We start from the raw sequence: 14,522 nt of genomic DNA on the forward strand, positions 1-14,522 counted from the left end.
CGGTCGCCCATGGGCGTGCATGACCAGTCGACGGGCCGGGTACTCGCGGGCCGGTACGCGCTCGGGGAGCGCCTGGGCAGGGGTGGCATGGGCACCGTCTGGCGGGCCCGCGACGAGATGCTCGACCGCGAGGTCGCGGTCAAGGAGCTGACCGTCAGCCACCTGTCCGAGGAGGACCTGGAGATCCTGCAGTCCCGGATGAAGCGCGAGGCCCGGGCCGCCGCCCGGATCAAGCACCCGGGCGTCATCACCATCCACGACGTGCTGGAGCAGGACGGCCGGCCGTGGATCGTCATGGAGCTGGTGGACGGCCGTTCGCTGTCCGCGGTGGTCTCCGAGGACGGCGCGCTGACCCCGCGCGAGGCGGCCGAGGTGGGCGTGCAGGTGCTCGCCGCGCTCCACCGCGGCCACCAGCTCGGCGTGCTGCACCGGGACGTCAAGCCGGCCAACGTGCTGCTGGAGCACGGCACCGGGCGTGCGGTGCTGCTGGACTTCGGCATCGCCAAGTTCGAGGGCGCGGGCATCGAGCTGACCCGCCCCGGCGACCTGGTGGGCTCGCCCGACTACCTGGCGCCCGAGCGGGCCCAGGGGCAGCGCCCCGGCCCGGCCTCCGACCTGTGGGCGCTCGGGGCGACCCTGTACACGGCGGTGGAGGGCGAGTCCCCGTTCCGCCGGGACACCCCGCTGACCACGCTGGCCGCGGTGGTCGACGAGCCGCTGCCGCCGCCGCGCCGGGCCGGCGCACTGGCCCCGGTGCTGGCCGCGCTGATGGTCAAGGACCCGGAGCAGCGGCCGACCGCCGACCAGGCGATCCGGATGCTGCGCGAGGTGGCGGCCGGGGCGACGCTGGGCATCCGGGTGCCGGACCAGGAGGCGCCCCGGGAGACCACGCAGTCCGTACCGGTGGCGGACCGCACCGAGCGGGCCGCCGCGGAGCTCGACGCCGTCGGCGAGGCCCCGTCCGAGCGACCGACCGAGGCCGGAGGGTCGGCGGAGGCCGCTTCGACCGTGGCGGAGGGCGCGGTCCCGGCGCGCCGCCGCCGGCGCCGCCGCTGGCCGCTGGTGACGGTGGCCGTCCTGGTGGCCGCGCTGGTGGCCGGCGGAGTCGGCTACCGGATGCTGCACCTGCACAGCGGCGGCCCGGTCTCCCCGAGCGGGCCGAGCCCCGCCCCGACCGAGCCGATCGCCAGCGACGCCCCCGCGCCGGCCGGCTACGCCTGGCGGGACGACCCGGAGGGCTTCCGCTTCCTGGCGCCCACCGACACGCCCTGGACGCGGACCGACGAGGGCGGCGGCCAGATCGTCTACAGCCCGGACGCCAAGATCCACTACCTGCAGTTCGCCAAGACGGTCGGCCAGCCGCTCAGCCCCCGGGCGCACTTCCTGCAGATGGAGACCGCGGTCAGCAAGAACCTCAAGGACTACCAGCTGACGGACATGTCCGACGTCCGGATCAAGGACCAGGAGGGCGCGGTCTGGGAGTTCAGCTACACCGCCAGGGACGGCAGCCGCCGGCACGCCAAGGAGGCGGAGTTCCGCAGCTCCAACGGCACCTCGTACGCGGTCTACATCTCCGGACCGGACAAGGACTGGACCGCCAGCCAGCGCCGGTTCACCGTGGTGCTGAACGGCTTCACGCCGACCGGCTGACCGGGAAGCGCCGGACACCGGCCGGTTCCTGTTACCGGTGGGTACACAACGGCCCGCCGAACGCCTATGGTGTCGGCCATGACGGACATCACGGCAGACGGACAGGCCCGGACCGCAGCGGCCGGGAGCAACCCCGCAGCCCCGGGCGGCGGCCGTACGGTCGCCTCGGCGGTCACCCCCGCCGTGATCGCCCGGCTCGCCCGCGGCGTCACCGCCGACGGCGAGGGCGGCACCGCCGACACCATCGCCCCGCTCACCGGCGAGACGCTGGCCACCCTGCCGCTCTCCACCCCGGCCGACGTGGAGCGGGCCTTCCAGGTCGCCCGCCGGGCCCAGCCCGCCTGGGCCGCGCTGCCGGTCCGCCGCCGGGCCGCCGTCCTGCTGCGCTTCCACGACCTGCTGCTGCGGCGGCAGGACGAGGTGCTCGACCTGATCCAGGCGGAGACCGGCAAGGCCCGGCTGCACGCCTTCGAGGAGGTCATGGCGGTCGCCTCGGCCGCCCGCCACTACGGCCACCGGGCCGCCTCCTACCTGCGCGACCGCCGCCGCGGCGGCGCGATCCCCGGCCTGACCAGCGCGGTGGAGGCCCGCCGTCCCAAGGGCGTGATCGGCCAGATCTCGCCGTGGAACTACCCCTTCGAGCTGTCGGTCGGCGACGCGCTGCCCGCCTTCGTGGCCGGCAACGCGGTGGTCAACAAGCCCGACACCCAGACCGCGCTGACCGCGCTGTGGGCCCGCGAGCTGTTCATCGAGGCCGGCCTGCCCGCCGAGGTGTGGCAGATCGTCCTCGGCGACGGCCCGGTGGTCGGCCCCGCCGTGGTCGACCGGGCCGACTACGTGGCCTTCACCGGCTCCACCCGCACCGGCCGCGAGGTCGCCCAGAAGGCCGCCGCCCGGCTGGTCGGCGCCTCCCTGGAGCTCGGCGGCAAGAACGCCATGCTGGTGCTGGCCGACGCCGACCTGGACCGGGCCGCCGAGGGCGCTGTCCGGGCCTGCTTCTCCTCCGCCGGACAGCTGTGCATCTCCATCGAGCGGCTCTTCGTGCACCGCTCGGTCGCCGAGGACTTCCTCGCCCGGTTCGCCGAGCGGACCGCGGCGCTGCGCCTCGGCGGCGGCCTCGCGTACGGCGCCGACATGGGCTCGCTGGTCTCCCCGCGGCAGCTGGAGACCGTCGGCCGGCACGTGGACGAGGCCGTCAAGGCCGGCGCCACCGTGGTCACCGGCGGCCGGGCCCGCCCCGACCTCGGCCCGCTCTTCTACGAGCCGACCATCCTCGACGGGGTCACCCCCGAGATGGCCGTCTGCGCCGAGGAGACCTTCGGCCCGGTGGTCTCGATCTACCGCTTCGACACCGACGACGAGGCCGTCGCGGCGGCCAACGCCACCCCGTACGGGCTCAACTCCAGCGTCTGGACCCGTAACCTGCGCCGCGGCCGGGCGGTCGCGGCCCGGCTGCACACCGGCACGGTCAACGTCAACGAGGCGTACGCCGCCGCCTACGGCTCGGTCGCCTCGCCGATGGGCGGCATGGGCGACTCCGGGCTCGGCCGGCGCCACGGCGCGGAGGGCATCCTGCGCTACACCGAGGCGCAGACCGTCGCGGTGCAGCGGCTGCTGCCGATCGGACCGTCGATGGGGATGGACGACGAGAAGTTCGCCCGGCTGTTCACGACCGGGCTCAAGGCGATGAAGGCGTTCCGGCTCAAGTGACCGGCCCCCGCAACCGGTGCCCCCGGGCTGCCCGAACGAGGAGAACTTGGCATGGCTGAAGGTGCGTTCGACTACGACGTGGTCGTGGTCGGCTCGGGGTTCGGCGGCTCGGTGTCCGCGCTGCGGCTCACCGAGAAGGGCTACAAGGTGGCCGTCCTGGAGGCGGGCCGGCGGTACGGCCGCGACGGGCTGCCGAAGAACTCCTGGGACACCAGGAACTACCTGTGGGCCCCGGCCCTCGGCCTCTACGGCATCCAGCGCATCCACCTGCTGCGCAACGTGCTGATCCTGGCCGGCGCGGGCGTCGGCGGCGGCTCGCTGAACTACGCCAACACCCTGTACGTACCGCCGAAGCCGTTCTTCGAGGACCGGCAGTGGGCGCACATCACCGACTGGCAGGAGGAGCTGGCGCCCTTCTACGACCAGGCGCAGCGGATGCTCGGGGTGCGGCTCAACCCGACCACCACCCCCTCGGACGTCCACCTCAAGGCGGCCGCCGAGAAGATGGGCTGCGGCGACACCTTCCACATGGCCCCGGTCGGCGTCTTCTTCGGCGACGGGCAGGACTCCGACGGCGCGGCGAAGACCACGCCGGGCACCGAGGTCGCCGACCCGTACTTCGGCGGCGAGGGCCCGAGCCGCAAGGCCTGCGTGGAGTGCGGCGAGTGCATGACCGGCTGCCGGCACGGCGCCAAGAACATGCTCACCGAGAACTACCTGTATCTCGCCGAGAAGAACGGCGCCGAGATCCACCCGATGACCACCGTGGAGCGGCTGCGGCCGCTCGGCGGTCCCGGCGGCGAGGGCGGCTTCGCGGTGGACGTGCGCCGCACCGACTCCCGCTCCAAGGACCCGCGCAAGGCCGGCGCCCGGACCATCACCGCGGCCCGGGTGGTGGTCGCGGCCGGCACCTACGGCACCCAGACCCTGCTGCACCGGATGCGCGACGGCGGCCACCTGCCCGCCGTCTCCGGCCGGCTCGGCGAGCTGACCCGCACCAACTCCGAGGCGCTGGTCGGCGCGCAGACCACCGACCGGCGCTACGGCGAGAAGGTGGACTTCACCAAGGGCGTGGCGATCACCTCCTCGATCCACCCGGACGCCAACACCCACATCGAGCCGGTCCGCTACGGCAAGGGCTCCAACGCGATGGGCGCGCTGAGCGTCCAGCAGGTCCCCGGCGGCGGGCGCGGCCCGCGCTGGCTGCGCTACCTGGCCACGGTCGGCCGCCACCCGTGGCTGTTCGTCCAGTCGATGAACCAGCACCGCTGGTCCGAGAAGATCATCATCGGCCTGGTGATGCAGTCGCTGGACAACTCCCTCACCGTCTCGCTGAAGAAGTCCGGCCCCGGCAAGGGCAAGCTGACCTCCCGGCAGGGCCACGGCGCGCCCAACCCCACCTGGATCCCGGCCGCCGAGGAGGGCGCGAAGGCGCTCGCCGAGTCGATCAACGGCTTCGCCGGCTCCACCGTCGGCGAGATCTTCGACATCCCGATGACCGCCCACTTCCTGGGCGGCTGCCCGATCGGCGACAGCCCGGAGACCGGCGTGGTCGACCCGTACCACCGGATCTGGAACTACCCCGGGATCAGCGTGGTGGACGGCGCCGCCGTCTCCGCCAACCTGGGCGTCAACCCCTCGCTGACCATCACCGCGCAGGCCGAGCGGGCCATGTCGATGTGGCCCAACCGCGGCGAGGCCGACCCGCGGCCCGCGCAGGACCAGGACTACCGGCGGGTCACCGCCGTGGCGCCCCGGCAGCCGGCCGTCCCCGAGGACGCGTTCGGCGCACTGCGACTGCCGCTGCTGGCCGTCCCCGAGGTGCCGAAGAAGACGGCGCCGTAGGACCTGCCCGACAGCGGCGGCCGCCGGACCGGCCACGGTCCGGTCCGCAGCCGTCCGGCCGCAGGTTTGACAGCCTCCGAAGCCCGGTGGGATAAACGGCGGGTTCAGGGGACTTCGGGGGCGGGGGACAGCGTGGCGATCTGCACGTACTGCGGGGCGGCCTCGGCGCTCGGGGCGGTGCGCTGTGCCTCCTGCGACCAGCCGTTCGCGTCCGTACCGGCGATCGGCGAGGTGGTCGAGGAGACCGGCCGGGGCGAGCCCGGCCGGTGGGGCCGCGGCGTGGTGCACGAGCCGCGCACCGGCCGGCTGCGGATCGACCCCGGGTGGCCCGCCGCCCTGCGCGCCCTCCTCGCCCCCACCGTGCTGCTGCTGGTCACCGCCCTGCTGCTGGCCGACACCGCGGACGGCGCCGGCATCCTCCCCGAGGGCCCCTTCGGCGAGCGGTACGGCCGCTGGCTGGCCGTCACCCTGACCTGCTTCGGCGCCACCTGGCGCTCCACCACCGAGCTGAGCCACGGCCTCGGCGCGGTCTCCACCGAACTCGAACTGCGTACCGTCCCGCTCGTCCTCACCGTGCTGTGGCTGCTGCTGCTCCGCCTCGGCCTGCGCCGGGGCCTGCGGGAGCGGCTGCGCCGGCGGCCCGAGCCGCCCACCCCGCGCGAGGCCGCCGGCGAGGCGCTGCGCACCGGCCTGGTGGCGGGCCTGACCACCCTGCTGCTCGGCCTGCTCACCGCCACCGAGCTGACCGGCGCCGCGGGTTCGGCCGACCTCAGCGGCCTCGGCACCGTCCGGGACAGCTCCGGGATCGTGCTCTGGCAGGCGGTGGCCGGCTCCGCGCTGGCCGCTGCGGCGCTCGCCTTCGCGGTCCACGCGGCCGACGTGCTGCCGCCGCGGGCCCTGGCCTGGCGGTCCGCCGCCCTGCTCTCGCTGCGGGTGACCGCGACGGCCGCGGCGGTCGCCTCGGTGGTGGCCCTGGTGCTGACCGCGGCGGCCGGCTGGCCGGTGTGGCTCGACCCGGTGGCGGTGCTCAACGTGGCGATGCTGCTGATCGGCATCGGCAGCGGCGCCCGGGCGGAGGTGCACGCCTCCGGGCTGGCGCTGCCGACCGGCGCGCAGACACAGTCGCTGTCGCTGTTCGACCTCCAGGGGCACAGCGCGCACTGGTGCTGGACGGTGCTGCTGGCACTCGGCACCGCGGTCCTGCTCGGCCGGACCGCGCGCCGGCACGGCCTGGGCCTGCCCGGCCGGCTGCGGCTGGCGGCCGTGCACGCGGGCCTGACGACCGTGCTGCTGCTGGGCGCGGGGGTGTCGCTCTCCTTCACCACGGCCCGCCACGGCAGCGCGGCCTCGGCGATCTCGACCGCGTCCGGCGGGCTGACCGCGCTGTCGTCCACCGGCTGGTCGGTGGGCAGCGTGCTGGTCGCGGTGGCGCTGTGGACGGCGCTCGGCGCGCTGGGCGTACCCGCGCTGCTGGACCTGGTGCGCCCGGTCGCGGCGCCTCCGGCGGCGGATGTGCCGACGGCCGACGGGCCCGAGGCCGGTGGAGTGGTGGAGAGCGCCCCGGTGCCGCACCCGGCCTCGCCCTACCGTTCCGAGCTGCTGGAATCGCGCGGCGGGGACTGAGCCCGGACGGTCGGGCGCGGTCGGTCCGGACAAGGGCAAAGGGCCCCGCGGGGGAACGGGGCCCTTTGTCGTTCAGCACACGGCGTCAGGGCGGCACCGGTGCTGGAGGTGACGGCGCCGGGGGAGGAGCGCCGTCTCGTCGGATGGCTTCGGGACACGCTCGCGGGCCGGTGGGCCTCACTGAGCGTGAGGTGATAACCGTTCTCGTCAACGGCCTTCGGGTGGGCCGGGGCGACGGTCCTGTGCGCCCCCGTATCCAGCATCGTGCTGGACGGAGGCCTTACTGTGCAACCGATTCGACGCAGTTGGGCACAGTCGATTTCGGGCGCGCCGTCCCGCCTCCACCTGCTCGCCGTGCCGCGATGTGGTTACCGTGCGTAGTAGTCGCCAGGTGGGGCGCACAGGGGCGTACGCCGGGAGCGGAGGAGGGAGGTGCGGCGGTCGGCACCGGTACCGGCCGCCGCACCTCCGGATCCGCCCGGTCGCCGTCGGGGGTCGCTGTCCCCTGCTGACCCGACCGCAACACCGGTGCGCGGTCCCACGGCGGGCCCGCGCCCGCCACGCACACCGGTGGACCGGAGTTGATCCACGCGTGGTTCGCCGTACCTCGGCCCGTCGGCCAGGCCGCCCGCACCTGGCGGATGCGCGGCGGTCGTACGGTCGTCCGGTGCAACGACGGGCCGCCCCCGGCGGTCACGGCACCGGAGGGCGGCAGACGAGTGAAACCGGGCCGTGCGGGGCGCCCGGTAGACTTTGCAGCAGACACTCCCCACACCGCTGCCGGAAGGCCGTCCGTGTCCTCTGCTATTCCCGTCCAGTCCGTGCCGGACAACGACACCGTCCTGGTGGTCGACTTCGGCGCCCAGTACGCCCAGCTCATCGCCCGTCGGGTGCGTGAGGCGAGGGTCTACAGCGAGATCGTGCCGAGCACCATGCCGGTCGCCGAGATGCTCGCCAAGAACCCGAAGGCGATCATCCTGTCCGGTGGCCCGTCCTCGGTGTACGAGGAGGGCGCGCCGCAGCTCGACGGCGCCCTGTTCGAGGCCGGGGTGCCGGTCTTCGGCATGTGCTACGGCTTCCAGCTGATGGCCAAGACCCTCGGCGGCACCGTCGACAACACCGGCGCCCGCGAGTACGGCCGCACGCCGCTGACGGTCACCCGCTCCGGCTCCACCCTGTTCGAGGGCGTCCCGGACAAGCACTCGGTGTGGATGTCGCACGGCGACGCCTGCTCCGCCGCGCCCGAGGGCTTCACCGTCACCGCCTCCACCGACGTGGTGCCGGTCGCGGCCTTCGAGAACGACGAGAAGAAGCTCTACGGCGTCCAGTACCACCCCGAGGTCCTGCACAGCGACCACGGCCAGCAGATCCTGGAGCACTTCCTCTACCGCGGCGCCGGCATCGCCCCGAACTGGACCACCCACAACGTGGTCGACGAGCAGGTCGCGCTGATCCGCGCGCAGGTCGGCGACAAGCGCGCCATCTGCGGCCTGTCCGGCGGCGTGGACTCCGCGGTGGCCGCCGCCCTGGTGCAGCGCGCCATCGGCGACCGCCTCACCTGTGTGTACGTGGACCACGGTCTGATGCGCAAGGGCGAGACCGAGCAGGTCGAGAAGGACTTCGTGGCCGCGACCGGCGTCAAGCTGGTCGTCGTGGACGCCGAGGAGCGCTTCCTGGCCGCCCTCAAGGGCGTCTCGGACCCCGAGGAGAAGCGCAAGATCATCGGCCGGGAGTTCATCCGGGTCTTCGAGCAGGCCCAGGCCGAGATCATCGCGGACGAGGGCCCGGCGGTCGAGTTCCTGGTCCAGGGCACCCTGTACCCGGACGTGGTGGAGTCCGGCGGCGGCACCGGTACCGCCAACATCAAGTCCCACCACAACGTCGGCGGCCTGCCCGAGGACCTCGAGTTCCAGCTGGTCGAGCCGCTGCGCAAGCTGTTCAAGGACGAGGTCCGGATGGTCGGCCAGGAGCTCGGCCTGCCGGAGGAGATCGTCCAGCGCCAGCCGTTCCCCGGCCCGGGCCTCGGCATCCGGATCGTCGGCGAGGTCACCAAGGAGCGCCTGGACCTGCTCCGCGACGCCGACGCCATCGCCCGCGAGGAGCTGACCGCGGCCGGTCTGGACCGCGAGATCTGGCAGTGCCCGGTCGTGCTGCTCGCCGACGTCCGCAGCGTCGGCGTCCAGGGCGACGGCCGCACCTACGGCCACCCGATCGTGCTGCGCCCGGTCTCCTCCGAGGACGCGATGACCGCCGACTGGTCGCGCCTGCCCTACGACGTGCTGGCCCGGATCTCCACCCGGATCACCAACGAGGTCCGCGACGTGAACCGCGTCGTCGTCGACATCACCAGCAAGCCGCCGGGCACCATCGAGTGGGAGTGATTTCCTCCCGCAGTTGAACGGCCGCGCCGCCGCTCCCGTGTTCCAGGGGAGTGGCGGCGCGGCCGTGTGCGCACCGCACCAGGCAGAATCGGACCGGATCCGACCATCGGTGGTCGGCGGTTGAGCGAGAGGCGATGGCATGACGGGCGGGCATGACCACAATGCGACGGCGGGCAGAGCGGTACGGAAGGAGACCGCGTCCCGGTATGCCCTGCTTCCGTTGCGGCTGTTCCTCGGGGTCACCTTCATCTACGCCGCCTTCGACAAGCTCTCCGACGCGCACTACCTGGCCGGAGCCGGCGACCCGGCCTCGTTCTACGCCCAGACCCAGGCGGTGAAGGGCGGCAGCCCGATCGGCTGGGCCCTCGGCCCGGCGCTCTCCGCACCGACCTTCTTCGGCCTGCTGATCGCCTTCGGCGAGCTGGCGGTGGGCCTCGGCACCCTGTTCGGCCTGTGGGGCCGGCTGGCCGCCGCGGGCGGCGCCGCGATCAGCGCGACCCTCTGGCTGACCGTCAGCTGGAACGTCAGCCCGTACTACCTGGGCAACGACCTGGCCTTCCTGTTCGCCTGGACGCCGCTGCTGCTGGCCGGCACCCCGTACCTGTCGATCGACGGCTACCTGGCCCGCCGGGCCCGCCGCGACCGGGCCCGGGGGCTGGAGGAGGACGGGGTGCGCCGGCGCGCGCTGCTGGACGGCGGCATCGCGGCCGTCGCGCTCGGTGGCGCCGGACTGCTGGCCGGTTCGCTGACCGCGACCTTCGGCCGCAAGAAGGTCACCACCCCGGCCGCCGCCACCCCGGGCACCACCGCCCCGGCTCCGGCCGTCTCCGGCGGGACCGGCTCGGGCGCCAAGGTCACCGTGGCCGCCTCCGCCGTCCCGGTCGGCGGCTCGGCCCAGGTCCAGGAGCCCGGCACCGGCGACGCGGTCTACATCGTGCAGCCGACCGCCGGCCAGTACTGCGGCTTCTCCTCGATCTGCACCCACTCCGGCTGCACCGTCAACCCGCCGAAGAACGGCGAGATGTACTGCCCGTGCCACGGCTCCAAGTTCAACGCCGCCACCGGCGCGGTGGTCACCGGCCCGGCGACCAAGCCGCTGCCCAAGTACACCGTCACCAAGAACGGCGACCAGCTGGAGCTGGGCGGCAAGCAGAGCTGAGCCTCTGTCGAGGCAAGGGCGGGGGCTGATCGCTCGTCGGGAGGGGGCCGGTCCGCGCGGAGCGGGTGCGCGGACCGGTCAGCCGTCGCCGCCCCGCCCGCGCCCCCGGCGGGCCATCGCCAGCACCGCGCCGCCGAGCGCCCCGCCGCACAGCGTCAGCACCGCCACCGGGACCACCAGATGGCCCGGGACGTGACGGCCGGTCAGCCCGGCCACCAGGTACCAACCCGCGATCGCGGTGAACAGCACCCCGGCGACCAGCGAGAACAGGTCGAACGCGTGCTTCCTCATGCCTGCACCACCTCGGTGTCGCCGAGCCCGACCATCAGGGTGAGGTCGAGCGTCCCCGTGGCGGCCCGACCGCCGGTCGGATGGACCTCCAGCATCCGGTCGGTGCCCGCGCCGGAGATCCGCTCGCCGTCCGGCAGCCGTACCTCGCCGAGCCCGCTGCGCACGGTCAGCCGCACCTCCACGTCCGAGGGCACGGTCACCCGCAGGTCGCCCGCGCCCAGCCGGACCTCGGTGCCCAGCTCGGCGCCCGCCGGGTCCAGCCCGCTCAGGTCCAGCTTGGCGTCGCCCGCGGCCAGCGAGTACGTCGACTGCAGGTCGGCCGGGGCGGAGACGGTCCAGGTCCGGTCGCCGAAGGCGTCGTCGAGCGTGGTCGCGGAGTTCGCCGTACCGGCCAGCGCCAGGGTCACCAGCAGCGCCGGCACCACCAGCCCGCGGACCCGCCCGTACCGGGAGCCGATCAGCAGCGCCAGGCCGAGCGGCAGCAGCGCCGCCGCCAGCACCAGTGAGAGCCGCAGGTCGCCGTGGCCGTGGCCGCCGATCACCACCGTGGCGGCGGCCGCGCCGAGCGAGGTCAGCACCGCCAGCGGGCCGAGGAAGGAGTGGTGCCGCCTGACCTTCATCGGGCGGGCCACCCCCGCCGTCTCCGCCGCCCCGGCCGTCCCCGCCGGCTGCGGCTGCTGCTTGCGCAGCGGGTCGCCGCTCGGCAGGTCGGTGCGCTGCCACCACGCCTGGGCGGCCGCGCCGGGCGGCGGGGTCGCCCCCGCGTACGGGTTGCGCTCGGGATGGCGCGGGTCCCACAGGTAGCCGCTTGGGCCGGGCGGCGGGGTGTCCGCGGGGACGGTGCCGGCCGCCCGCGCCTCGGCGTGCTCCTCGTGCACCGAGCGGATCCGCTCGTGCACCTCGGTCATCCGCGCCTGCCACTCGGCGCGCATCTCCTCGCCCATCCGCTGGCCCCAGGCCGTCCAGTCCAGCCGCTCGCCCTCCGGCTCCAGCCGGTCGCGGACCTTCCACGGCGCGGCCGGCCGATGGTGGTGGCGGTGGTGGCCGTGGGCCCGGCGCCGCCGCTCCGGGTCGTAGCGCACCGCCAGGAAGATCAGCCCGCCGAGCAACAGCAGCGGGAGCAGCTGGTCGCCGTCGCCCATCGAGGAGAAGAACACCCCGGTGCCGATCACGGTCAGCAGCACCGCGCCGATCGACTGGCCGTCCACCCGCCCGGTCAGCACCCGCTGCAGCTCGGTGCGGCCGCCCTCGTCGCTCCCGCCGTCCGCGACCTCGCGCGGCACGATCAGCCACGCCAGCCCGTACAGGAACAGGCCCAGGCCGCCGGTCAGGCAGAGCACCGCGACGACCACCCGGAAGACCACCGGGTCGATGTCCAGGTGGCGGCCGACGCCGCCGCAGACGCCCGCCACCACGCGGTGCCGGGAGGAGCGGGTCAGCGCCGGCCGGGCGGCCGCGTCGGCCGCGCCGGTCGCATCGCCGGCGGCGTCGTCCGCCGGAGGGTTGGGTGAGGGGGCGTCCGTCATGCCCTCCATCCTGGTGGGTCGCGGGCGCCCTCCCAACCGCCCCGGGCCCGGTCACGACCCTGAACTCTCCCTGATACCGGCCTCAGGGCCGTACCCTGATGCGTCCGGGGGGCCGCACCTGCGACCATCGGACCCGTGGCTTCCCCCGAGACCAGGCCGACCGCCTCCGACACCCCGCCCGCCGACCCGCAGAGCCCCGACGCGCTCCCGTACCGCCGGCTGTACCGCAGCCCGAACGGGCGGATCGTGGGCGGCGTGGCGCAGGGCCTCGCGGTGCACCTCGGACTGCCCGTCACCTGGGTCCGGATCGCCTTCATCCTGCTCTTCTTCACCCAGGGCATCGGCGTGCTGCTGTACGCCGCGTTCTGGGTGGTGGTGCCGCTCGGCATCGGCGAGCCCGCACCGGGCGCCGCCGAGCGCTGGGTCTGGACCGAGGCCGGCTTCGTCCGGGCCGGCGTCGCCCGGCCCGCCGAACTGCGCAAGGAACGGCCGGACGGGATGGGCCGGCTGCGCGAGCTGCTGCAGCGGACCTTCCACGGCGAGTCCGCCGCCCCGGTGGCCGCGGGCCAGGAGGGTGCGGCGGGTGGCTCCGACGCGGCGCAGGCCGGCCGGACCGGCGGCGGACTGGGGCAGCTGTTCGGTCTGCTCGGCCTGGTCATCGGCATCATGGCGCTGCTCAGCGTGCTCGGCATCCAGACCGCCAAGCCGTACGTCTGGCCGCTGCTGGCCGTCGGCGTCGGCGTCGCCCTGGTCTGGCGGCAGGCCGACGACTCCCGCTGGCAGCGCTGGTTCGGCCTGGAGGAGGACGGACCCCGCCGCAGCCGCGCCCTGGCCCGGGTCGGCGCCGGCGTCCTGCTGGTGCTCGCCGGCATCATCGGCTTCTTCATCCTCCAGGGCGTCGCCTCCCCGCTGGCCCTGGTGGTCGAGTCGACCGTCGCCGTGCTGGCCGGCTGCCTGGTCCTGGTCGGCCCGTACGCGCTGCGCCTGTGGCAGGACCTCGGGGCCGAGCGCACCGCCCGCATCCGCGCCCAGGAACGGGCCGAGATCGCCGCCCACGTCCACGACTCGGTGCTGCACACGCTGACCCTGATCCAGCGGCGGGCCGAGGACCCCAAGGAGGTGCTGCGGCTGGCCCGCGCCCAGGAGCGCGAGCTGCGGCTGTGGCTCTACCGCCCCGACGCGGCCGCCGAGTCCGCACCCGACACCATGGCGGAGCGGCTGCGCGAGGTCGTCGCCGAGGTCGAGGACCGGCACGGCGTCCCGGTCGAACTGGTCTGCGTCGGCGACTGCCCGATGGACGAGCGGATCGCGGCGCAGATGCAGGCCGCGAGGGAGGCGATGGTCAACGCGGCCAAGTACGGTGGCGGGGGACCGGTTCAGGTGTATGCGGAGGTCGAGGGGAGGACGGTGTCGGTGTTCGTGCGCGACCGCGGCCCCGGCTTCGACCCCGACGACCTGCCCGAGGACCGGATGGGCGTACGGGAGTCGATCATCGGCCGGATGAAGCGCAACGGCGGCACCGCCAAGGTGCGGCCCGCGCCCGACGGCGGTACCGAGGTCGAGCTGGAGATGGAGAGGGCAGATGACTGACGCTGGGGCCGGGGACATCGGTGGGACGGCGGGCGGAACCGGGGGCGGGGCGGCTGCGCCGGAGCGGGTGGCCCGGGTGGTGCTGGTGGACGACCACCGGATGTTCCGCACCGGCGTGCGCGCCGAGATCGGCCGCACCGAGGTGACCGGCATCGACGTGGTCGGCGAGGCCGACGACGTGGAATCGGCCGTGCAGGTCGTCGCCGAGACCCGCCCGGACGTGGTGCTGCTCGACGTCCACCTGCCCGGTGGCGGCGGCGTCGAGGTACTGCGCCGTTCCGCGCCGCTGATGGGCGAGTCCGGCGGGGTGCGCTTCCTCGCGCTGTCCGTCTCGGACGCCGCCGAGGACGTCATCGGCGTCATCCGCGGCGGCGCCCGCGGCTACGTCACCAAGACCATCACCGGCACCGACCTGGTCGCCGCGGTCTTCCGGATCGCCGACGGCGACGCGGTCTTCTCGCCCCGGCTGGCCGGCTTCGTGCTCGACGCCTTCGCCGCCACCGACACCCCGCCCGTCGACGAGGACCTCGACCGGCTGACCCAGCGCGAACGCGAGGTGCTGCGGCTGATCGCGCGCGGCTACGCGTACAAGGAGATCGCCAAGCAGCTCTTCATCTCGGTCAAGACCGTGGAGAGCCACGTCTCGGCGGTGCTGCGCAAGCTGCAGCTCAGCAACCGGCACGAGCTGACCCGCTGGGCGACGGCGCGCCGCCTGGTCTGAGCGCCACTGCGGCGGCGGACGGGATG

The 14,522-nt window shown here is 74.5% G+C and carries 10 protein-coding genes; 8 read left to right on the plus strand and 2 right to left on the minus strand.

The genetic code is table 11. From position 1 onward, the window contains the following. The first annotated feature begins 9 nt into the window (after positions 1-9). The 6 genes from FHR36_RS14975 (at position 10) to FHR36_RS15000 (ending at position 10,368) form a co-directional block, all read left to right on the plus strand. The gene (locus tag FHR36_RS14975) at positions 10-1,650 is read left to right on the plus strand and encodes a serine/threonine-protein kinase (RefSeq protein ID WP_253797427.1); all 1,641 of its coding nucleotides are present in this window, start codon (positions 10-12) and stop codon (positions 1,648-1,650) included. Between the two features lie 78 nt (positions 1,651-1,728). Further along, on the plus strand, positions 1,729-3,360 hold the full coding sequence (locus tag FHR36_RS14980; RefSeq protein ID WP_253797429.1) for a succinic semialdehyde dehydrogenase: 1,632 nt from the start codon (positions 1,729-1,731) through the stop codon (positions 3,358-3,360). 51 nt (positions 3,361-3,411) lie between these two features. Continuing rightward, a complete protein-coding gene (locus tag FHR36_RS14985) occupies positions 3,412-5,205 on the plus strand; it encodes a GMC oxidoreductase (RefSeq protein ID WP_253797431.1) in 1,794 nt (597 codons plus the stop codon). A 132-nt stretch (positions 5,206-5,337) separates the two neighbouring features. Further along, on the plus strand, positions 5,338-6,828 hold the full coding sequence (locus FHR36_RS14990; RefSeq protein WP_253797433.1) for a hypothetical protein: 1,491 nt from the start codon (positions 5,338-5,340) through the stop codon (positions 6,826-6,828). Between the two features lie 821 nt (positions 6,829-7,649). Then, positions 7,650-9,209 (plus strand): glutamine-hydrolyzing GMP synthase, encoded by a 1,560-nt coding sequence (guaA, locus tag FHR36_RS14995; protein ID WP_380230582.1) that lies wholly within the window; start codon positions 7,650-7,652, stop codon positions 9,207-9,209. Positions 9,210-9,429: 220 nt separating this feature from the next. Continuing rightward, the gene (locus tag FHR36_RS15000; RefSeq protein WP_253797437.1) at positions 9,430-10,368 is read left to right on the plus strand and encodes a Rieske 2Fe-2S domain-containing protein; all 939 of its coding nucleotides are present in this window, start codon (positions 9,430-9,432) and stop codon (positions 10,366-10,368) included. A gap of 78 nt (positions 10,369-10,446) precedes the next feature. Here the strand turns inward: FHR36_RS15000 and FHR36_RS15005 are convergent, their stop codons facing one another. Both FHR36_RS15005 and FHR36_RS15010 read right to left on the minus strand, forming a co-directional pair. Then, complete coding sequence (locus tag FHR36_RS15005; protein ID WP_253797444.1) at positions 10,447-10,659, minus strand: hypothetical protein; 213 nt, start codon at positions 10,657-10,659, stop codon at positions 10,447-10,449. Further along, positions 10,656-12,185 (minus strand): PspC domain-containing protein, encoded by a 1,530-nt coding sequence (locus FHR36_RS15010; RefSeq protein WP_253797446.1) that lies wholly within the window; start codon positions 12,183-12,185, stop codon positions 10,656-10,658. Before FHR36_RS15010 ends, FHR36_RS15005 begins: the two co-directional genes overlap by 4 nt. 135 nt (positions 12,186-12,320) lie before the next feature. On the opposite strand from FHR36_RS15010, the gene FHR36_RS15015 reads away from it, so the two are divergent. After that, positions 12,321-13,775, plus strand: coding sequence for a PspC domain-containing protein (locus FHR36_RS15015; RefSeq protein WP_253797448.1), 1,455 nt, complete (start codon positions 12,321-12,323; stop codon positions 13,773-13,775). Then, the gene (locus FHR36_RS15020) at positions 13,768-14,496 is read left to right on the plus strand and encodes a LuxR C-terminal-related transcriptional regulator (RefSeq protein WP_301330248.1); all 729 of its coding nucleotides are present in this window, start codon (positions 13,768-13,770) and stop codon (positions 14,494-14,496) included. Before FHR36_RS15015 ends, FHR36_RS15020 begins: the two co-directional genes overlap by 8 nt. Positions 14,497-14,522 lie beyond the last annotated feature (26 nt).

Source organism: Kitasatospora cinereorecta, from assembly GCF_024172095.1.
In the GTDB taxonomy this organism is placed as follows: Bacteria; Actinomycetota; Actinomycetes; order Streptomycetales; family Streptomycetaceae; genus Kitasatospora; species Kitasatospora cinereorecta.

Bases quoted from the DNA above. Each gene is read 5' to 3' on its own strand.
- FHR36_RS14980 (WP_253797429.1), top strand. From the start codon at position 1,729: ATGACGGACATCACGGCAGACGGACAGGCCCGGACCGCAGCGGCCGGG.
- FHR36_RS15010 (WP_253797446.1), bottom strand. From the start codon at position 12,185: ATGACGGACGCCCCCTCACCCAACCCTCCGGCGGACGACGCCGCCGGC.
- FHR36_RS15005 (WP_253797444.1), bottom strand. From the start codon at position 10,659: ATGAGGAAGCACGCGTTCGACCTGTTCTCGCTGGTCGCCGGGGTGCTG.
- FHR36_RS14985 (WP_253797431.1), top strand. From the start codon at position 3,412: ATGGCTGAAGGTGCGTTCGACTACGACGTGGTCGTGGTCGGCTCGGGG.
- FHR36_RS15020 (WP_301330248.1), top strand. From the start codon at position 13,768: ATGACTGACGCTGGGGCCGGGGACATCGGTGGGACGGCGGGCGGAACC.
- FHR36_RS14975 (WP_253797427.1), top strand. From the start codon at position 10: ATGGGCGTGCATGACCAGTCGACGGGCCGGGTACTCGCGGGCCGGTAC.